General features: G+C 57.3%; 21 protein-coding genes. 12 read left to right on the top strand and 9 right to left on the bottom strand.

What is annotated here, in order from left to right:
* The first annotated feature begins 43 nt into the window (after positions 1-43).
* Genes GV818_RS31365 through GV818_RS31355 form a run of 3 tightly spaced genes read left to right on the top strand, consistent with a single transcriptional unit; the run spans position 44 to position 2,230 of the window.
* Positions 44-733, top strand: coding sequence for an ABC transporter permease (locus tag GV818_RS31365; RefSeq protein WP_161753353.1), 690 nt, complete (start codon positions 44-46; stop codon positions 731-733).
* Positions 730-1,443 (top strand): ABC transporter permease, encoded by a 714-nt coding sequence (locus GV818_RS31360; protein WP_161753351.1) that lies wholly within the window; start codon positions 730-732, stop codon positions 1,441-1,443. The genes GV818_RS31365 and GV818_RS31360 overlap by 4 nt, the downstream gene beginning before the upstream one ends.
* Before the next feature lie 19 nt (positions 1,444-1,462).
* Entirely contained in the window at positions 1,463-2,230 is a 768-nt protein-coding gene (locus tag GV818_RS31355) for an ABC transporter ATP-binding protein (protein WP_161778470.1), read from the top strand.
* 1,301 nt (positions 2,231-3,531) lie between these two features.
* On the opposite strand, the gene GV818_RS34700 is transcribed toward GV818_RS31355, so the two are convergent.
* On the bottom strand, positions 3,532-3,675 hold the full coding sequence (locus GV818_RS34700; RefSeq protein ID WP_256679571.1) for an Arm DNA-binding domain-containing protein: 144 nt from the start codon (positions 3,673-3,675) through the stop codon (positions 3,532-3,534).
* 284 nt (positions 3,676-3,959) lie between these two features.
* On the opposite strand from GV818_RS34700, the gene GV818_RS31345 reads away from it, so the two are divergent.
* Positions 3,960-4,466, top strand: a complete 507-nt coding sequence (locus GV818_RS31345; RefSeq protein ID WP_161753347.1) for a macro domain-containing protein — start codon at positions 3,960-3,962, stop codon at positions 4,464-4,466.
* A 278-nt stretch (positions 4,467-4,744) separates the two neighbouring features.
* On the opposite strand, the gene GV818_RS34695 is transcribed toward GV818_RS31345, so the two are convergent.
* The 4 genes from GV818_RS34695 to GV818_RS31330 form a co-directional block, all read right to left on the bottom strand.
* Positions 4,745-4,978, bottom strand: a complete 234-nt coding sequence (locus tag GV818_RS34695; RefSeq protein WP_256679570.1) for a hypothetical protein — start codon at positions 4,976-4,978, stop codon at positions 4,745-4,747.
* Positions 4,942-5,331 carry an amino acid permease gene (locus GV818_RS34690; protein WP_256679569.1) on the bottom strand — a complete coding sequence of 130 codons (390 nt, stop codon included), beginning with the start codon at positions 5,329-5,331 and terminating at the stop codon, positions 4,942-4,944. Before GV818_RS34690 ends, GV818_RS34695 begins: the two co-directional genes overlap by 37 nt.
* A 54-nt stretch (positions 5,332-5,385) precedes the next feature.
* Positions 5,386-7,125 (bottom strand): SulP family inorganic anion transporter, encoded by a 1,740-nt coding sequence (locus GV818_RS31335; RefSeq protein WP_161753345.1) that lies wholly within the window; start codon positions 7,123-7,125, stop codon positions 5,386-5,388.
* Positions 7,126-7,638: 513 nt separating this feature from the next.
* Positions 7,639-7,875, bottom strand: a complete 237-nt coding sequence (locus tag GV818_RS31330; RefSeq protein WP_161778469.1) for a hypothetical protein — start codon at positions 7,873-7,875, stop codon at positions 7,639-7,641.
* Positions 7,876-8,505: 630 nt separating this feature from the next.
* On the opposite strand from GV818_RS31330, the gene GV818_RS31325 reads away from it, so the two are divergent.
* The 6 genes from GV818_RS31325 to GV818_RS31305 all read left to right on the top strand — a co-directional run bounded on the left by GV818_RS31325 (position 8,506) and on the right by GV818_RS31305 (position 11,947).
* The gene (locus tag GV818_RS31325; RefSeq protein WP_306108712.1) at positions 8,506-8,733 is read left to right on the top strand and encodes a DUF2388 domain-containing protein; all 228 of its coding nucleotides are present in this window, start codon (positions 8,506-8,508) and stop codon (positions 8,731-8,733) included.
* Positions 8,734-8,898: 165 nt separating this feature from the next.
* Positions 8,899-9,090 carry a hypothetical protein gene (locus tag GV818_RS31320; protein ID WP_161753341.1) on the top strand — a complete coding sequence of 64 codons (192 nt, stop codon included), beginning with the start codon at positions 8,899-8,901 and terminating at the stop codon, positions 9,088-9,090.
* Positions 9,091-9,613: 523 nt separating this feature from the next.
* Positions 9,614-10,054: a hypothetical protein gene (locus GV818_RS31315; RefSeq protein ID WP_161778486.1), complete on the top strand. Its 441-nt coding sequence runs from the start codon at positions 9,614-9,616 to the stop codon at positions 10,052-10,054.
* A gap of 399 nt (positions 10,055-10,453) precedes the next feature.
* The gene (locus GV818_RS31310) at positions 10,454-10,819 is read left to right on the top strand and encodes a glycine zipper domain-containing protein (protein WP_015634733.1); all 366 of its coding nucleotides are present in this window, start codon (positions 10,454-10,456) and stop codon (positions 10,817-10,819) included.
* A gap of 109 nt (positions 10,820-10,928) precedes the next feature.
* Positions 10,929-11,099, top strand: coding sequence for a hypothetical protein (locus tag GV818_RS34185; protein WP_178125212.1), 171 nt, complete (start codon positions 10,929-10,931; stop codon positions 11,097-11,099).
* A 149-nt stretch (positions 11,100-11,248) separates the two neighbouring features.
* Positions 11,249-11,947, top strand: a complete 699-nt coding sequence (locus GV818_RS31305; protein WP_161753337.1) for an HAD-IA family hydrolase — start codon at positions 11,249-11,251, stop codon at positions 11,945-11,947.
* Positions 11,948-12,020: 73 nt separating this feature from the next.
* On the opposite strand, the gene GV818_RS31300 is transcribed toward GV818_RS31305, so the two are convergent.
* Complete coding sequence (locus GV818_RS31300; protein ID WP_161753335.1) at positions 12,021-12,767, bottom strand: 3-oxoacyl-ACP reductase family protein; 747 nt, start codon at positions 12,765-12,767, stop codon at positions 12,021-12,023.
* A gap of 126 nt (positions 12,768-12,893) precedes the next feature.
* Here GV818_RS31300 and GV818_RS31295 point away from each other — a divergent pair, with 126 nt between their 5' ends.
* Positions 12,894-13,817, top strand: coding sequence for a LysR family transcriptional regulator (locus tag GV818_RS31295; protein WP_161753333.1), 924 nt, complete (start codon positions 12,894-12,896; stop codon positions 13,815-13,817).
* A gap of 39 nt (positions 13,818-13,856) precedes the next feature.
* Here GV818_RS31295 and GV818_RS31290 read toward each other — a convergent pair whose 3' ends face one another.
* The 3 genes from GV818_RS31290 to GV818_RS31280 form a co-directional block, all read right to left on the bottom strand.
* A complete protein-coding gene (locus GV818_RS31290; RefSeq protein ID WP_161753331.1) occupies positions 13,857-14,585 on the bottom strand; it encodes an aspartate/glutamate racemase family protein in 729 nt (242 codons plus the stop codon).
* 60 nt (positions 14,586-14,645) lie between these two features.
* Positions 14,646-16,193 carry an NCS1 family nucleobase:cation symporter-1 gene (locus GV818_RS31285; protein WP_161753329.1) on the bottom strand — a complete coding sequence of 516 codons (1,548 nt, stop codon included), beginning with the start codon at positions 16,191-16,193 and terminating at the stop codon, positions 14,646-14,648.
* A 531-nt stretch (positions 16,194-16,724) separates the two neighbouring features.
* Positions 16,725-17,459: a phosphoadenylyl-sulfate reductase gene (locus GV818_RS31280; protein WP_161753327.1), complete on the bottom strand. Its 735-nt coding sequence runs from the start codon at positions 17,457-17,459 to the stop codon at positions 16,725-16,727.
* 175 nt (positions 17,460-17,634) lie between these two features.
* Here GV818_RS31280 and thrH point away from each other — a divergent pair, with 175 nt between their 5' ends.
* The gene (gene thrH, locus GV818_RS31275; RefSeq protein WP_161778468.1) at positions 17,635-18,252 is read left to right on the top strand and encodes a bifunctional phosphoserine phosphatase/homoserine phosphotransferase ThrH; all 618 of its coding nucleotides are present in this window, start codon (positions 17,635-17,637) and stop codon (positions 18,250-18,252) included.
* Positions 18,253-18,454: the final 202 nt, after the last annotated feature.

Below are 18,454 nucleotides of genomic sequence, written 5' to 3'. Positions count from 1 at the left end.
CGCTTTACCTTCACCTCAACCTAATAAAAATAAGGAGAGTGAAATGCTTCTGGAAGGTTTTGCTCCACAGATTCTGTTGGGCACCCTGGCCACGATCAAACTGGCGTTAGGATCATTGGTGTTCGCCGTTTTGATAGGGCTGATGGGGGCCAGTTCGAAGCTGTCTTCAAACCGTGTACTGCGTATGTCTGCGACGAGCTACACGACGCTGATCCGCAGCATGCCGGACCTTGTGATCATGCTGTTGTTGTTTTTCAGCCTGCAAATGTTGCTCAACCAACTGACCGATTGGCTGGGCGTTGCCCAGCTCGATATCGAACCTTTTATGGCCGGTGTCGTGACCCTGGCATTTATTTATGGGGCGTACTTTACCGAGACCTTTCGCGGTGCTTTTCAGGCGGTTCCAGCCGGCCAGATTGAAGCCGCCAGGGCCTACGGAATGACGCGAGCACAAACCTTTCGCAAGGTCTTGTTCCCGCAGATGCTACGCCATGCGTTGCCGGGGATTGGCAATAACTGGCAAGTACTGATCAAGTCGACCGCGCTGGTGTCGATCATCGGCATGACCGATGTGGTCAAGGCGACGCAGGATGCGGGCAAAGGCTCAATGCAGTTCTTCTATTTTACGCTGGTCGGCGGCCTGATCTACCTCGCGATCACTACCGTTTCCAACGTTCTGTTGATGTGGCTCGAACACCGCTATTCCGTGGGTGTCAGGAAGGCCGCGCTATGACCACGATTCTCCAGGACTACTGGCAGGCCTACCTTTGGAGCGACGGAGCACATCTGTCCGGGTTGGCGGTGACCTTGTGGCTGCTGATCCTTTCGGTTTTGATCGGTTTTCTGTTGGCCGTTCCGCTCTCCATTGCCCGCGTCAGCGCCAACCCGCTGATTCGCACACCGGTCTGGTTTTACACCTACGTATTTCGCGGTACGCCGTTGTACATCCAGTTGCTGTTCTTTTACACCGGGGTGTACAGCCTGCATGTGATTCGGGCGCAGGATTTTCTCAATGCGTTTTTTCGTGATGGCTTCAACTGCACGGTCCTCGCGTTCGGGCTCAATACCTGTGCCTACATGACCGAGATTTTTGCCGGGTCCATCAGAGCCACCCCGCACGGTGAAGTCGAGGCCGCCAGGGCCTATGGGATGACCCCGTTCACGCTGTACCGGAGGATTGTGTTGCCCTCAGCGTTACGTCGGGCGCTGCCATTGTTCAGCAATGAAGTAATCCTGATGCTGCATTCAACCTCCGTCGCGTTCACCGCCACGGTGCCTGATTTGCTGAAGGTTGCCCGGGACGTCAACTCGGCGACCTACGCCTCGTTTGCTGCATTCGGGATTGCCGGGGTGCTGTATGCCTGTAGCTCATTTTTGCTGATCTGGCTGTTTCGCCGTGGCGAGCTGCATTGGCTGGCCTACCTGAAACCCCGCACGCACTGACCTCACTGGAAATGCTCGTATGTATAAATTGATCGTTGATGATGTACACAAGAACTACGGCAGCCATGAAGTATTGAAAGGCGTATCACTCAAGGCCAAGGCGGGCGATGTGATTAGCATCATAGGTTCTTCCGGGTCGGGAAAAAGCACCTTTTTACGCTGTATTAACTACCTCGAACAACCCAGCGTCGGACGCATTATCGTCAATCAACAAGAGCTGTTGACCCGCCGGGACGCAAAGGGTGAGCAATGTGCCGCCGACCCCAAACAACTGAGAATCATGCGTAGCAAGTTGTCGATGGTTTTCCAGCATTTCAATCTATGGAGCCATATGACGGTGCTGGACAACATCATCGAGTGCCCGATCAGGGTGCTGGGGATCAGTCGCCAGCAAGCATTGGAGCGTGCACGCAAGTACTTATCCAAGGTGGGGCTGGCGGAACGGGTCGAGGCACAGTATCCGGTTCAGTTGTCCGGTGGTCAGCAGCAGCGCGTGGCCATTGCCCGAGCGCTGGCGATGGAGCCGGAGGTCATGCTGTTCGATGAGCCGACTTCCGCGCTGGACCCAGAGCTGGTGGGCGAAGTACTCAAGGTCATGCAGCAACTGGCCGAGGAGGGCAGGACGATGATTGTGGTGACTCACGAAATGGCCTTTGCACGGCACGTCTCCAATCACGTTATGTTTCTGCATCAGGGGCGAGTGGAGGAGCAAGGTTCACCCAGCAGCGTGTTTGACCATACCCAAAGCGAGCGGCTGAAGCAGTTTCTGGCAGGCTCTTTAAAATAACAATATGGGACTTTTAGGGAGAGTGGTTTGATAAGCGGAGTTTGGTGGGCGTGTATTTTATATGGTGCTAAAAAGTCGTGCGTAGCGTCCGGAGTTTAGTAAGTATTAATGCATAAAAGATTTAATAATGTCATTTTGGCGCTAAATCTAAATGCGGATATAATTTGGTGTCCTATATATGGCTTTGATAGGGCTCATGAGTGTTTCGTTTGGGGCGCTATGCATAGATAAATGCGTAAAATGCTCGTATGCCTTCTGATGTATTTGAGTAATTCACGGAAAAACTATTTGATCGGTTTGTAAGGAACCTTGTGCGGAGCTTCGCGCACGTTCTCTGCTCTCCTAAGGGAACCACGTTAATAATTCCACGCTGGGAGCTTCTCAGGCTAGCTAGTTTCCGTCCGGCTCTGAAAGGAGTGAAGAAAGCAAGTCTTCGTTGGGTATGGTTGATTTGTCGCAGAGTGAATGGCGTAGCAGTTGGTGTATATAGGTGATTATGTTCAGTCGAGCTGACACCGGAAAAGGATGCATGACTTTTTGTGCGGCTCTCTTACACTTTTGCAAGCTCTTGTGAGTATTTTTGTTGCAACAAGTGCGAGGAGATCTGCCCTCTTGCAGGGCCTGTAGTGTGATTGCGCACATACTAGAGGTAACAGGAGGGTGAGCTGGAAGCACTCTTGTAACTAAAAGAGAACGTGCTTAGTTTTAAGCAAGCACAACGCTCATCGTCGCATCAACTCACACGTGGCCGCAGTTGGAATATTAATCTCAGCGTTCCTGATGGTAGCTTTGGCCTGCTTCACAATGTGGCGCAAATCAAGTGCTCGACCTAGATGAAATCCGGCGATATGCGTACTGGCAGGAAGGATAAAAGAAAGGGTTTGTTTTTCGGGGTTCTGTTTGGTCAACGAACCTGCGGAGTGAAGTAAAGTCGCTAGGTTTTGTCTGTCGTCGCCGGTAAGCGTAAGCAAACCCGCCGCGAACGGTTTCTCGCCGAGATGGATCAGGTTGTGCTCTGGAGTGGCCTGCTGGGCTGATCGAGCCGTTCGAGTCTTAATGGCCCAGATGAGTTACAACACCTTAAGCACTTCGGGAGTGCCTATGTCTTCGGCTGACAGCTTGCCTATGTGATCAAACGCATACGGCTCCAGCTTTCGCAGCCACCCTTTACGCGGCTTTCCGGCCACACCGCTTGGTAAATATCACGGTATTCCGTTGCGAGGGTTTCGAATTTTAGTTGCTTGGCTTCCCCTTGAACTACGCGCTCTGCGTCTCTTGCTGCCAAGGGATCGATGTCATCACTAGTTGGCTGCGTTAGCACTGGCATCTCGTCTGACCTTCTTGAGGTTCACTTCAGGGAATGAACCCAGACCCTTCTCTCTACGGCGGCCCGCCAGTTGAAAGCGAAGCAGCCAAGAATTACGTCCAGTTGGTTTGACGACCAACCTTAGCCCATCACCATCTTCATAGGTGGCCAGGTTCTGTCAGGTTTTCGACTTGTGTCGGTATCAGATTACCCTTTGGATTTCCCCTATCGTCCCTTTTGTCCCCCCGACCTGTCCCCTCGCTTCATCATCGGATGAGGCGTTCGCCTTTCCTCCCTGCTCGGTCAGCGCTGACCTGTATCAACGTAGCGCCGTTGTTCCTCGCTTAGTCTGGATGCTAGAGGGGGAGGTCGCCGAGTCGGCTGCTGACTCTTGTCAATCTATAGACTGAAGAGGGAACGCCCATGATCCGTGAAGTCGAAGGTGACATTTTACTGAGCCAAACTCAGGTCATTGCACATGGCATTGCACCTCAAGATCCGTTCGATACAGGCCTGGCACTTGCTTTGCGCGAGCGCTGGCCTTCTTTGGTTGCCGATTATCGTCATGCTGCCCATGGCAAGGCCCATCAGCCGGGTGATATCTGGTGTTGGTCAGGCGTTGATGACAAAGGCGGTGTGCGCAGTATCGTCAACCTGCTGACACAGGACTCTTTGCACGCGGGGCATTCGGCGAAGCCTGGAAAGGCAACCCTGAAAAACGTGGGTCACACGCTACGCGAGCTTGCCAAATACATCACCAGTGAAAATGTAAAAAGCGTGGCTCTGCCGCGCTTGGCGACGGGTGTGGGCGGTCTGGATTGGAGTGATGTCAAACCGTTGATTGAAAAGCATCTGGGCGAGCTCAATGTCGATGTGATCGTTTATGAGGTCTATCGTAAAAATTTCCAGGCTGATGAGCGTCTTGGCTAACCACCGTATTGCCGTAATCGAAGCCTTTTGTTGGGGCACTGCGGTTAATGAAAGCCGGTATTCGCTGCATGCTTACAGTTGTACCTTCGGGGTCTGTCTATGTTCTGGCGCATGAGGTGGCGCCAGAGCCTCAGGTGCAACTGACGGCGAGCATCAATCAGTGGCTCGAGAGACCTCCGGTATGGCTGGGTCAAGGACGACTGCCCGCACTTGGCTAACCCACTGCTAGCGTCAGTCGCTCAGCTCGACGACGTTGGCACATAGGCTCAAGTACTGAGCTAGAGGCTCAGTCGGCCGCTGCTGATTATCCATAGCGTGACTAATGCAAGGGCCAGCACCAGCAGGCCGATGACGCGTTCGGTGGTGTTGCCGAATGATGGCGGGCCGCGCTGGCGGTGGGCGTACATGAAGCCATCGAGCTCCGGCGCGTAGAAAATCATCGACAGCAGCAGGTATTCCAGCCCGGCGGCGTAGATCAGCCAGATGTCGTAGATGGTTCCCAAGGAGGCCATTGCCAGCGATGCCGGGACGGCCCGCGAATGGCGTGCGGCCAGCTAGCAGGCAGTGCCATTGAGGTGGCCGGCCGGATCAGGGCGTTGTAGCTCGAGGCATTGAGGAAGGCGAGCAGGAACAGCACCGAAATCAGTGTGTTGGTCAGCCATAGCGCTGAAGCGGGAGTTTCCACCGCATTGATGCGACTGAGCTGCGCCGGGGCAGTGTGATTGTCACCGCGACTGGCCAGATAGAGCATCTCCACCGCCAGCATTGTCCAGGCCAGCAACGCGCAGCCCACCCAGATGATCAGGCCGATGTTGACCAGGATCGCTGCCCTGGGGCCGACTACCGCGGCATTACCATGAGCCATGGGCGGATTCTACATCTGCGCCAGTTCATGCTGGGTGCGCGCGCCAACGTCCGCTCAAATGACGCGGACAGCATCGCCCTTGGCCTCGGGCTTAGGCAGGCGTGCCGACCTGCCGCTGACTTTGTTGCGCCAGATCCGGTAAGCACGAATGCCCTCGCGTACTGAGCCGAACAACAACTTTTGCTCCATCTCGCGTGCCAGCCCTGAGCGCACCAGCATCCGCAGAAACTTCCCACGGGCTCGGGCGATACTCAGTTCGATCCCACGGGCGCGGAGAGTGTCGCGCACCTCCCTGAGCGCGGCGATGCCGCTAACGTCGATTGAGGTTACCGCCTCGGCGACGAACAGCACTGCACGGGGTGCAGGGTCTCGCTCGATAGCCTCCAGGATGCGTGACTTGAAGTAGTCGGCATTGAAAAACAGGATGGCGTCATCGAAGCGATAAACCACCAGCCCCGGTAGTGTGCGCGCCTCTTTGTACTGGCTGATATCCACTTGGCCTTCAATTCCACGTACCCAGCCAAGTACCGCGTCGGTAGGTTGATAGGTGCTTTTGAGCAGGCGCAGGATCGCCAGTGTCACCGCAATGATGATGCCCGGCAGCACGCCAGCACCGAGTACGCCGACGGTGGTCAGCACGCACAGCCAGAATTCGAAACGGCTGAGCTTGCGGATGGCCTGCATCGCCTTGATGTCGATCAGGCTCCAGCCAGCCATTAACAGCACGGCTCCCAGTGCCGCCTGAGGAATCCAGGCCATGGGTGCGGTGAAGAACATCAGGATGAGTGCAATCACCAGGGCGGCGACAATCCCTACCAGTTGGCTCTTGCCGCCGACCATGTTGTTCACCGCGGTACGCGAGTCGGCGCCGCTGATGGCGAAGCCCTGGGAAACCCCGGCAGCAATATTGGACACGCCCAGCGCAAGGAATTCGTGGTTGGCGTTGATCGAGTAACCGTTCTTGGCGGCGAAGCTGCGTGCGGTCAGCATCGCACTGCAAAAACTCACCGTGGCGATACCCAGTGCATCGCGCAACAGGCTTTTCATTTCTGCCAGATTGGTTTCGGGCCAGGCCAATTGGGGAATGCCTGACGGTACCGAGCCGAGCACGGAAATCCCGTAGCGATCCAGACCCAGGAGCCCGACGCACAGCGTGGCGACGGCCACCGTCACCAGTGCGGCAGGGAGCTTGGCGAAGCGCTGCGGCAGCCAGATCAACAGTGCCAGGGCGCTGGCCCCGACGGCGAGGGTCGGCAAGTGCGTTTCTCCGAGCCGCTGCAGCATGTTCAGCAGGCTGAGAATGAAACCATCGCCTTCGATTTTATAACCCAGCACCTTGTCCAGTTGCCCGGCCAGCAGGCTCAAGCCGATTCCATTCAGGTAGCCGATCAGAATAGGGCGCGAGAAAAAGCTCGCAATAAACCCCAGGCGCGCGACGCCAGCACCGATCAGCATCAGGCCGACCAGCACGGTAACGATCACCGCCAACTGCGCCAGACGCTCGGGGTCGCCCAACGCCAGGGGGGCGATCGCTCCGGCCACCATCGCGCAGGTGGCCGCATCAGGTCCTACCATCAACTGCCGCGAGCTTCCCACCAATGCATAGACGATCATCGGCAAAATGCAGGCATACAAGCCGTACTGCGGAGGGAGCCCGATGATCTGCACGTAGGCGATGGCAATGGGAATCTGAATGGCTGCGACCGAGAGTCCGGCCATAAGGTCGTACCTGAACCATTCGCGGCGGTACTGCAGGAGGTTGGCCAAACCTGGCAACCAGCGGGCAAGTGACATGAGAGGCCTTTACGATGCGCTGACGGAGAGGGGCGTCGTGGGTGAAATAGTCGCGCCCTAGTGTGAGATAAATAGACTGATTTTTCTTTGCATCCATTGCAACAGGATTGTAGTAGTCAGGGATTAGTTGACAACTAGAGTCAGGTTTCTGGTCCGTTTTATAATTGGCGTCCCAAGGGAACTCAATCACCAGAGGTTGTTGGCCCAAAGAGTTTTTCCACCACTTGCTCCTCTCAATGAATGTGGGAGCAAGTGGATGAACTGGGGATACAGTCCTTGAATTATCTAGGAGTGGTATACCCCGCTGGGTATCGTCGGGCACTAAGTCGTCGGCAGTCTCCTTCACCGCCATATTCGATACAAGCAAAAACTCTGAGCTTCTTGGAGAAGATCAGGGTTTTTTCGTGTTAGAGGGTTAAAAAACTTCTATGGCGGTACGAAGGAAATGGCCTGGAAGATTGACGGCGCACTGCAGCATTGTGATGACGCCAGGGTCGTTTTCAGTGGGTCGCTTCAGTAGAAGATGTTGGCCGTGTCTTTGACACGCGAAGGCAGTTGACTATTAAGCGCCAGGACTTTATCCAGTATTTCTGCTGCGGGAGTGCCCTTGGCTCTTGCCGTTTGTACGAGTGCCGTACCTTCTTTCATCGATGATGCGTTGATTTGTGCAAAGTACTTCATCGATTCCTGAGTTTGTGCCTCCCCGATGACGGAGTCGCTGACCGCAGGCCAATTGGAAATGTCGATCAATGGCTGGAAGGGGCTTTGGGTAGTGAAGCCCAGCAGTTTTTCGGCCTCGGCACCATCCGCTCTGGCGATATTGACCCGATCGTTTCGATAGTTGCCGACACTGACCTGAGACTGGAAAGGGGGATTGGTTGTTGGGGCTTTTGCTGCAGGTGGGGGGGGGCCGAGGTGGAAGCCAGTATGAGCTAAGGCCGATGGGTTGCAGTCAGGTGTTCTGGCAGCGGATTTTTTTCTTGCCCGCTGACGGTTAAAAGAGCGGCTGATCCATTGTCAATTTTCAGGTTATCTCCAGTCCTATGTCCGTAAGGAGTGGCAGATGTTCTGCGGTAAGCACGCTATTCGGTATGGACGAATTTCCTTTCGCTATCCAGCTTGTTGGCTGTCTGGCACACAGCAGAGGTTGTGCCACTTTTTTGAGCGGAGTCATCTTTGTTGCCTTCAGCACATTCTTTGTTGTCGAGGGCACTTGAGCCTGGCTTTGGCGGTAAAGGCTGGTGGGCGGAGGGCGAAGCAGCGGCAAGATACTGCCGTTCGATGGCCGCGCCTGCAGGTCCTGGCGGGTGAGAGCAAGAACACTCTGGGTCAGGCCACGATAATGGTGGCCGGAGTGACGGGCTGACCGACTTCGCCACCTTGCAGGCCGACTTGAGTCCTGGCGAAGTTTTTTGTGCGGCCAAAGGTGATGCGCTGGCCTTCGTTGGTTCCGCTGCTGAGAACCGTGGCACGCAGTTCGAACAGGCGCTGTGTGCCTGTCGCTCGATGGATGTCGCGCCTGAGATGAATCAAATGCAGCTGGCGCAAGCCCTCGCTGTCTTGCCTTGGGGTTTGCTGTTGCAGCACTACCTCAGCGCGCACCGTTGATGTGGATCAGCCTTGAGCACCGACTTGTAGCCGCCTGTCGGCATCGGCTGTTTCTGGACGGCAGGTCTATAAGTGACCGTCTAGTCTGAATCGCCATGACGACGCGTATTTCTCAGGCAACCAGGAGCTTGCCGGTACGCGTCGGTGGCTGAAGGGAGCTGGGATATGAGGGGTCTTGCCTATATCGAAGACAATGGGGATGAGTTTCCAATCAACAATTTGGTGCGCTGTGGCCAAGCCGCATTTGAAGCCGAAGTTAAATCTCCTGGCGGTATCGTCAGCAAGAAAAAAACTGCGACGGTGCCGGTAGCCAGTAATACGATGTTCTTTCCCAGCGCATTGCCGAAGAGAAAGTAAAATTGAGTTCTGACAGCCCCGCTTTATGCGGGGCTTTTTATTGCCTGGAGATTATCAATGAGCGTTGTTTATGAAAGTCCAGGCGTTAATCCGAGAGCGCCAATAGTTCGAGAATATTAAGGTATTGACGGCAGGCTCTGTCGGCGACAGGGGTGGGTTTTTCAAGCGTGCGCTTTGCCTGGATCGACTCTGGAACGTTTTGTCGAAGAGCACTTCATGAGCTGTTTTGTACTGTTTTGGTGGCAGGAAACATTTTTGCGCAGTAGCCAGGCTCACCGGAAATGCTGGTTGATGTAAGCGTTTTTCTAGCTGTTGTTTGCGTATTGGTTTTTTATTGATTTTGAGTAGCCGTATTAATTGTTTTTTGCCAATGAAATGGATGGATTAAGAAGGTTCTTTTATATTTTTCGGAATTTTCTTATCTCAATTGGTGATAACTGAAGATATGTTCTTTATCCCGATTAAAGCGGGGCTGCGCATCCAGCGATGATGCCTTTATATGAAAAGCGATAAGGAAATAAACGTGAAAGCCATTTTCAAGCTCCTCGCACTGTCCACTCTTGTAGCCGCAGCCACAGGTTGCACCAGCTATAACATCAGCCAACCGTCTTCGCCCATCGACAGTCAGGTCAAAGCCGACCTGAAGGCAGACGTGGCAGTAGGTGAAGCGATTTCGGGCCAGTCGTCGGTCAACATCCTGTTTGGCTTCCTGCAGTTCGGTGGTGACAGCCAGTTTGCTGATGGTGTGGCTTACGGCGGTGACGGCGGTGGTGCTCTGGGTGGCCTGGGCTTCGACCCGGTCAGCTCGGTCAAGTCCGCTGCGGCCTTCAAGGCGGTCAAATCTTCGGGTGCCGACCTGATCGTTGCTCCGCGTTATGAAGTGAGCGAAGAAAACTACTTCGTCTTCAAGAAAGTTTCCGTCACGGTCAAAGGTAATAAAGGCAACATCCGCAGCATTCGTTAATTGCTGCTGCGCTCGAGCGTCTGAGGTGGATATCGGGTTGATGCAGGAGCCACCTTCCAAGGGGCTGCCTGCAACCGATTCGGTCTGAACATCTTCGGTAAGGTGAGCTGAAGATGCCTCGGGATTGGTGGAATTCGGGATCGGCTTGTGTTGCTCCCATGTGCCGATTCTTTTCACATAATCTTCACATCTGCCTGAGTACGCTCAAGCCATCCGTTAAAAAGCAATACCCCTAGCCCGTTCCCCAGCGGGCTTTTTTTTGCGCGATGATAAAACTCTTTTAAAATCAGCGGTCCAAGCCACCGGTAAGTAACCGGGTGTCGTTGTGACAGTCCATATCGGGCGTTGCGGCGCTGGGCTTTCATGTCAGTTCGACAATCTTTTCTTGAGGTTCAAGTCATGCGTTTAACTCTACCTGCCCTGGTTGTGGGCCTTTTGCTGGCTCAGGGTGCAATGGCCGGTGATGGCACCGCGGCTATTGGCGGCGGTCTCGGCGGCGCGCTGGGTAACGTGGTCGGGCAGAAGCTCGGTGGTAGTACCGGGGCGGCTATCGGCGCGGGTGTTGCCGGGGCTGCGGGCAGTGCGGCTGGCGCGCGCAAGGGCAGCCGAGCCAAGGCGGCGATTGGTGGTGGGTTGGGTTCAGCCGGTGGTTCGCTGATCGGCAATCGCCTGGGTGGCAGCACCGGCTCCACCGTGGGCGCCGGTATCGGCGGCGCGGCGGGCGGTGCTCTGGGTAGCAGCATGGGTCACAAGAAGCGTCATTGATCGTCGCGTGACGTTGGCAAACCCGGCCTGGTGCCGGGTTTTTTGTGCGCGCCTTGTGGGGGCGGAGCCATACTCAAGTGGGCCTGTCCCGTAGACCCAGGAGGCGAGCATGCACCGTGAAATCCCAGGCGATGAAGAGCAAGATCCGGAGGATCTGTCGAATATCAACGACCCGGGGAATGAAGACCCAGGATCCTTGATGGATGATGCGCGAGTGCCACTGCTGGAGGAGGAGCAGGCGCCGCAAGAGGGCGACGGCGAATCGCTCGGTCCGGTTTGAACTCCTGAACCGTATCTGCCTGCCCCTTGGTTGCTCCTGGCCTCGCCTCGCCGCTATGCTGCTGAATCCTTTAATTGCTGACTCACCGCGAAAACGGGCCGTACCTGGGCCGCTCCCTGGAATGTATTTTTGCTAACGGATCCGATGCGATGAATGCACAGTTGAACGATTTGGCGCCGATCAAGGCCGTTATTTTCGACATGGATGGCTTGCTCCTGGACACCGAGGGCATCTACACCGAGATCACTCAAATGATCGCCGAGCGTTACGGGCGTACCTACGACTGGAGCATCAAGCAGCACATCATCGGCCGCGGTGCCGCTGATCTGGCGCAGTACGTGGTGCAGGCCCTGGACTTGCCGATCAGCGCCGAGGAGTTCCTGGTCATGCGCGAGCCCTTGATGCGCGAGCGTTTCCCGCGGGCCCAGGCGATGCCCGGGGCGCAGCAGTTGGTCCGGCACTTGAAGGCGCACCGTATCCCCATTGCGGTGGGTACCAGCTCGTCGCAGATGTCCTTTACTGAGAAAACCACCCGGCATGGCGAATGGTTCGCGCTGTTCGACACCATCGTTACCGCAGACGATCCGGAAGTGACCGCAGCCAAGCCGGCGCCGGATATCTTCCTCACTGCCGCCCGTCGCTTGGGGGTCGCGCCTGAGGAGTGCCTGGTGTTCGAAGACTCTCCCTTCGGTGTGACTGCGGCCAAGGCGGCTGGCATGAGCGCGATTGCGATACCCGATCCGGCCATGGCGGATACCAAGTTTGCTCATGCCGATGCGATCTTGCGTTCGTTGATGGCTTTTCAGCCGGCGGCTTGTGGCCTGCCGAGGCTGGACTGGCCTGATTAACCTTGAGCGCCTGCTGTAAACCAGCCGGACCCGGTGATGAGACCGGGTCCGGCTTTTTTATCCCGGCAGCGGCTCAGGCGCTGAAACCGCCGTCGATGGTCAGGCTGGCACCGGTGATGTAGGCGGCTTCAGGGCCGGCCAGATAGGCAACGAAACCGGCAATCTCTTCAACTCGTCCATAACGACGGACGGCCATGAAATCCATCAGGCTTTCGGCGAAATCGCTGTCGGCCGGGTTCATGTCGGTGTCCACCGGGCCAGGCTGGACGTTGTTGATGGTGATGCCCCGTGGGCCCAGGTCCCGCGCCAGGCCCTTGGTCAGGCCTACCAGCGCAGCTTTGCTCATGGCATAGGGACCGCCACCGGCGAAGGGCATGCGATCGGCGTTGGCGCTGCCGATGTTGATGATGCGTCCACCTTCGCCCATGTGTCGCGCAGCTTCCTGAGTGGCGATGAACACACTGCGGACGTTGACGGCCAGGGTCTGGTCGAAGTCTTCCAGCTTGAACTCGTCCAGCGGTGCGACGGCCAGGAAGCCGGCGTTGTTCACCAGGATATCGAGGCGTCCGAAGGTTTTGACGGTGCTGTTCACGGCGTTGCGAATGGCCTCGGCATCGGCGCTGTCCGCGTGGATCGCCAGAGCTTTGCCACCCTTGGCGATGATGCGCTCCTGGAGCTCCTGCGCCTTGCTTGCCGAACTGACGTAGGTGAAAGCGACGCTGGCGCCTTCGGCCGCCAGGCGTTCGACGATGGCTGCGCCGATACCGCGGGAACCGCCTTGGATCAAGGCCACTTTGCCGCTGAGGGTGTGCTTGTTCATGTATCTCTCCAGAGCTTCAAGGCCGGGTTGCCTTGTGCATGGGGTCGAGTATCGACCGCTGATTAACCTCTGTGTAGCGGGTAATTCCTATACTCTGTGTAAACCAAAAGTTTAGAGTCGGCGTTTATGGAAGCCTTCAGCAGTATCGAGTGTTTTGTCCGCAGTGCTGAAGTTGGCAGTTTTGCCGAGGCCGCCCGCCGCCTCGGCTTGACCCCGGCGGCAGTGGGCAAGAGTGTGGCCAAGCTGGAAACCCGAGTGGGCGTCAGGTTGTTCCAGCGCAGTACCCGGCGCCTGACCTTGACCGAGGCTGGGCGAGTGTTTCTTGCTGAAGTCGCCGACAGCCTGCAGACCATCCAGAATGCCGTGAGTACCTTGTCCGATGCTCAGGGGCGCCCGGCGGGAACACTCAAGGTCAGCATGGGCACGGTCTTTGGAGGGTTGTACATCGTGCCCATGCTTGGCGCTTTTCTGCAGCGTTACCCGGATATTCACCCGGACTGGCATTTCGACAATCGCCAGGTGGACCTGATCGGCCAGGGTTTCGATGCCGCCATCGGCGGCGGTTTCGAATTGCCGCAAGGAGTGGTCGCTCGCCGACTGTCACCTGCTCATCGGGTGCTGGTGGCGAGTGCAGCCTATCTCAGGGAGCGCGCGCCAGTTCGCGAGCCCGAGGACCTGCGGCATTGTCGTGGGATCCTTATCCGTTCACCGCAAACCGGGCGCATCCGCACCTGGCAGATGACTGGGCGGGCGGGGGATATGCGGCCATTGGAGCTCAAGGCCAGCATGACCATGAGCGATTCGGAGGCGGCCTGCATCGCTGCGGCCCAGGGGCTGGGCCTGGCCTTGGTGAGCATGCCGTTTGCGGTCAATTACCTGCGCTCCGGAGCGCTGCAACGAGTCCTGCCGGATTGGTACGTGGATGATGGCTTCACCTCAATCTATTACGCCGAGCACAAGATGCTGCCGGGCAAGACCCGGGCCTTTGTCGATTTCGTCATCGAGCAGTTCGCCGAACAGGGCTTGGCCCAAGCCTTCAGCGCCCTGTAGTCGTCGGTTTGCCGCTGAGCCCGGGCGCCGCCGTGGGCCTCAGCGCCCCAGGCGCAGCGGCCAGCCAAGCACTTTCTTGGTCCGCGGCGGTGCATAGGTCCGCACCTTCGAGGTCGACAATCCCAGGCGCACCAGGGATTCGGCGATGGTCACTGCTGCGGTCACCCCGTCCACCACTGGCACCCCGGTGCGCTGGCGGATCTGTTCATCCAGCCCGGCCATGCCGCCACAACCCAGGCAGATGACTTCCGCCTTGTCCTCGGTCACCGCCAACTCGGCCTGGCGCACGATGGACGCTACTGCGCGCAGCGGATCCTCTTCCAGCTCCAGCACCGCCAGGCCGCTGGCCCGCACCGAGGCGCAGCGCTCATACAGACCGGAAAGTTTCAGTCGATCTTCGATCAGCGGCACGGTGCGATCCAAAGTGGTCACCACCGAGTAGGCGTGGCCGAGGAACATCGCGGTGCTGGCGGCGGCATCGGTGATGTCCACCACCGGTACGTTGAGCAATTCCTGCAAGCCTTCACGACCGTGTTCGCCATAACCGGCCTGGATCACCGCGTCGTAGGGCTGGTCGTAGGCCAGTACCCGATCCATCACGGCGATGGCCGCCAGATAGCTTTCGAAGTTGCCTTCCACCGATTCGGCGCCGAAATAGGGGGTCAGGCCGACAATCTCGGTGCCGGGTGCCGCCACGCTTTGTGCCTGCCGGGCGATGGCCTGGGTGATGCTGTCGGTGGTGTTGACGTTGACCACGAGAATTCGCATGAGGGTTCCTTGCCGGTTGGATCATTCAAGGCCCGGGGTAACCGGGCCGTTCAAATTCAATCAATGACTGACGTTGTCCACAGCGATCGATTCGCCGCTGACATCCGCGTACTCGGGGTGGCGCTTGGCGATGATCAGGTACAGCAGGCCGGCGATACCGGCGCCGATCAGCCAGGAAAATGGCGAGACACTGGCAAAGCCTGGCATCAGGGCCTGGACAATGGCGATCAGCGCCGCCGGAATAAACGCCGCTACCGCCCGCAGATTGACTCCGCGGCTGTAGAAATAGGCACCTTGCGGATCTTCGCTGTACAGCTGTGGGACGTCGACCTGGGTTTTGCGCAGGAGCCAGTAGTCCACCATGATCACCCCGTACAGCGGGCCCAGCAGCGCGCCGAGACCGGACAGGAAGTACACGATCACCAGTGGGCTGTTGTAGAGATTCCACGGCAGGATCAGCACCGCGATGGCGGCACTGATCAGGCCGGCGCGGCGGAAGTTCAGGTACTTGGGCGCCAGGTTGCTGAGGACAAAGGCCGGGGCGACGAAGTTGGCCATGATGTTCACCGCCACAGTGACGATCAGGAAGGCCAGGCAGCCAAGGACCAGGAACAGCGTGTTGGGGATCGAGGCGATGATTTGCGTAGGGCTTTCGATGATCCGTCCGTTGATCTGGAACTGCGCGCCGCACAGCAGCACGGTGATGCTGGCGAACACCAGGATGTTTACTGGCAGGCCCCAGAAGTTGCCGACCCTGATGGTCTTGCGGCACGGCGAGGAGCGGGAGAAGTCGCAGAAGTTGAGAATCAGAGTGCCGTAGATCGCCAGCCACAGAGCGCCGCCGGCGAAGATCTGCCGCCACATTTCGCCTCCCGTCAGTGGCTCGCGGATCGACCAGGCGATCCGTCCGTCGGCCTGGGTGTACATCCAGGCGGCGAGGCAGGCGACCGTCAGCAGGATGATCGGCCCGGCGAAGGCTTCGTAGCGCCGGATCATCTCCATGCCGTAGGCGAGGATTGCCAGCTGCACCAGCCAGATCACCACGAAGCAGGCCCAGCCCAGGGTCGACAGGCCGAGGATCGAATTGTGGTCATAGTCGGCGAAACCCGGATGGATCGCCGTAAGCAGCACGCGAAACACCACCGAGGCCAGATAGGTCTGGATGCCGAACCAGGCGATGGCAATCACCGCCCGGATCAGCGCCGGAATCTGCGCGCCATGGATGCCGAAACTGATGCGGCTGATCACCGGGAACGGCACCCCGGTCTTCTGGCCCATGTAGCCCGACAGGTTCATGAAGCAGTACACCAGCGCTGCACCTATCCCCAGCGACAGGAGAATCTGCCAGCCACCCAGGCCCAGGGCATACAGGCCAATGGCAAAGGAGTAGTTGGCGATGTTGTGCACGTCGTTGGTCCATAGGGCGAAGATGCTGTAGCGGCCCCAGCGACGGCCCTCGATTTTGGTGGGTGCCAGGTCGCGGTTGTGCAGGCGCGGGCTGAGCGTGATGCGGTCCGGATGGGTTCCGGCGAGGGGCTGTTGAACGGTGTGCGAATGCAGCGTGGCGGGCAGATCCAGGGCGATTTTTTTCGAAGAGCTGGTGTGCATTCCGGCAGGCTCCTGACTCTTTCCCTGGATGACTGTGCTTGAGCGCAGGCTCGACAATCTTCGTCGCAGGTGGGAATCACTGGGTTCGGGGCATCTGCAGCTTGAATCGAGGAATCAGGCATGCGGACATTAAGTGTATGTATGTTTTGATTGATTTTGTATACAAAACATAAGTTCACTAAAGCCACTTCTATGCCAGTTCTGAAACTATAAAACCGCTTACTGATTTTGCTTTGTTATTGATTGTTCATAACTTGCTGAAATACAGAAATTAAAAATTGACCGATTGAACAGGTATTTATTTTTTATCAGACGAAAGAGTGTGCCGTGCGGATATCGACGGTCGAAAGGCGTGTAACTTTTTGGGGCGACAATTATTTGAAGTGCACACAAAAATGGCACTTTTGGTGACGTTATTGTGTACACATTTGTCGATTGCGCAGGCGCCGACTTACCGGCGCAGGCGTGCGCATGGACAGCGCAAGGCCCAAGGGCCTTGCGCTGGCAAGCCGGTTCTTGCCGGGGGAGGGGTCAGGCTTTGCTGATGATGTTGCCGGCGTGCAGGCCGCATTCCTTCTGGGTGGCTTCCTCCCACCACCAACGGCCTTCACGCTCGTGCTGGTTCGGCAGCACCGGACGGGTGCAGGGTTCGCAACCGATGCTGATGAAGCCGCGTTCGTGCAGGCTGTTGTACGGCAGCTCGAGCATGCGGATGTAGCCCCAGATCTCTTCGCTGCTCATCTGTGCCAGCGGGTTGAACTTGTACAGAGGGCGTTCCGGGGTGGAAAAGGCGCTGTCGATTTCCAGCGCCGCCACCTGGCTGCGGGTGCCCGGGCTCTGGTCACGGCGCTGGCCGGTGGCCCAGGCGCGGACGGTGGACAGCTTGCGCCGCAGCGGCTCGATCTTGCGGATGCCGCAGCATTCGCCATGGCCGTCCTTATAGAAGCTGAACAGGCCTTTTTCCTTGACGAAAGGTTCGAGCTTGCTGTGGTCCGGCGAGATCAGTTCGATGTCGATCTTGTAGTGTTCGCGCACCTGATCGATGAAGCGATAGGTTTCCGGATGCAGGCGACCGGTGTCGAGGCTGAACACTTTGACGTTCTTGTTCAGCTTCCAGGCCATGTCCACCAGCACCACGTCCTCGGCGCCGCTAAAGGAGATCCACAAGTCATCGCCAAACTGGGCGAAGGCCAGCTTGAGGATGTCCTGGGCGGACTTGTTGGCATAGGTCGTGGCAAGTTCAACGACGTCGAATGGTTGGCTCATCAGGGCGGTTTCCTACAAGTCGGTGGCGCTGTGCGCTCTATAGGGGAGCGATCTTAGCAAAATCCATGGGCCCCTGGCGCGCTCGTCTGCGTTGCGCCTGCGGGGGCGAATCGCTAGAGTTCGGCAGTCCTTTTACTCGCTCAATTTAAATAATCAGAACCAATGGGAGTGTCTTGTGGAAATTGCCTGTCTCGATCTGGAAGGTGTGCTGGTCCCGGAAATCTGGATCGCCTTTGCCGAAAAAACCGGGATTGAATCCCTCAAGGCAACCACCCGGGATATTCCCGACTACGACGTACTGATGCAGCAGCGCCTGCGGATTCTCGACGAGCACGGCCTGAAGCTCTCGGACATCCAGGAAGTGATCGCCACCCTCAAGCCTCTCGATGGTGCGGTGGAGTTCGTCAACTGGCTGCGGGAGCGTTTCCAGGTGGTGATCCTTTCCGACACCTTCTATGAATTCTCCCAGCCCTTGATGCGCCAGCTGGGTTTCCCGACCCTGTTGTGCCACCGCCTGATCACCGATGACGGTGGTCGGGTGACTGGCTATCAGCTGCGTCAGAAAGACCCCAAGCGCCAGTCGGTGCTGGCCTTCAAGAGCCTGTACTACCGGGTGATTGCGGCGGGGGATTCCTACAATGACACGACGATGCTCGGCGAAGCCGATGCCGGCATCCTGTTCCATGCACCGGACAACGTGATCCGCGAATTCCCGCAGTTCCCGGCGGTGCACAGCTTTGCCGAACTGAAGCAGGAGTTCCTCAAGGCTTCCAATCGCCCCCTGAGCCTGTAAAGCCGTTCTCGTAGGAGCCGGCTTGCCGGCGAAGGGGTCCTTGGATTTTGCGCAAATCCTGCCGACGCCTTCGCTGGCAAGCTGTTGTGGCTCAATGTTCCTGGACCACTCTGTAGGAGTTTCAACCTAAGGAAGCATCATGGGATTTCGGGTCGTTACCGCTGAAGAAAAGGCTGAAGCCATTCGCTTGGTCGTGGAGATG

It is taken from the genome of Pseudomonas sp. Fl4BN1 (genome assembly GCF_009908285.1).
Lineage (GTDB): Bacteria > Pseudomonadota > Gammaproteobacteria > Pseudomonadales > Pseudomonadaceae > Aquipseudomonas.
The sequence above is the reverse complement of the archived record's forward strand: the minus strand, read 5'-3'. Positions and strand labels throughout refer to the sequence as shown.

Excerpts from the sequence above, each read along its gene's own strand:
- GV818_RS31365 (WP_161753353.1), top strand. The coding sequence starts at position 44 with ATGCTTCTGGAAGGTTTTGCTCCACAGATTCTGTTGGGCACCCTGGCC.
- GV818_RS31360 (WP_161753351.1), top strand. The coding sequence starts at position 730 with ATGACCACGATTCTCCAGGACTACTGGCAGGCCTACCTTTGGAGCGAC.
- GV818_RS31355 (WP_161778470.1), top strand. The coding sequence starts at position 1,463 with ATGTATAAATTGATCGTTGATGATGTACACAAGAACTACGGCAGCCAT.
- GV818_RS31345 (WP_161753347.1), top strand. The coding sequence starts at position 3,960 with ATGATCCGTGAAGTCGAAGGTGACATTTTACTGAGCCAAACTCAGGTC.
- GV818_RS34695 (WP_256679570.1), bottom strand. The coding sequence starts at position 4,978 with ATGGCCTCCTTGGGAACCATCTACGACATCTGGCTGATCTACGCCGCC.
- GV818_RS34690 (WP_256679569.1), bottom strand. The coding sequence starts at position 5,331 with ATGGCTCATGGTAATGCCGCGGTAGTCGGCCCCAGGGCAGCGATCCTG.
- GV818_RS31335 (WP_161753345.1), bottom strand. The coding sequence starts at position 7,125 with ATGTCACTTGCCCGCTGGTTGCCAGGTTTGGCCAACCTCCTGCAGTAC.
- GV818_RS31320 (WP_161753341.1), top strand. The coding sequence starts at position 8,899 with ATGAGGGGTCTTGCCTATATCGAAGACAATGGGGATGAGTTTCCAATC.
- GV818_RS31310 (WP_015634733.1), top strand. The coding sequence starts at position 10,454 with ATGCGTTTAACTCTACCTGCCCTGGTTGTGGGCCTTTTGCTGGCTCAG.
- GV818_RS34185 (WP_178125212.1), top strand. The coding sequence starts at position 10,929 with ATGCACCGTGAAATCCCAGGCGATGAAGAGCAAGATCCGGAGGATCTG.
- GV818_RS31305 (WP_161753337.1), top strand. The coding sequence starts at position 11,249 with ATGAATGCACAGTTGAACGATTTGGCGCCGATCAAGGCCGTTATTTTC.
- GV818_RS31300 (WP_161753335.1), bottom strand. The coding sequence starts at position 12,767 with ATGAACAAGCACACCCTCAGCGGCAAAGTGGCCTTGATCCAAGGCGGT.
- GV818_RS31295 (WP_161753333.1), top strand. The coding sequence starts at position 12,894 with ATGGAAGCCTTCAGCAGTATCGAGTGTTTTGTCCGCAGTGCTGAAGTT.
- GV818_RS31290 (WP_161753331.1), bottom strand. The coding sequence starts at position 14,585 with ATGCGAATTCTCGTGGTCAACGTCAACACCACCGACAGCATCACCCAG.
- GV818_RS31285 (WP_161753329.1), bottom strand. The coding sequence starts at position 16,193 with ATGCACACCAGCTCTTCGAAAAAAATCGCCCTGGATCTGCCCGCCACG.
- GV818_RS31280 (WP_161753327.1), bottom strand. The coding sequence starts at position 17,459 with ATGAGCCAACCATTCGACGTCGTTGAACTTGCCACGACCTATGCCAAC.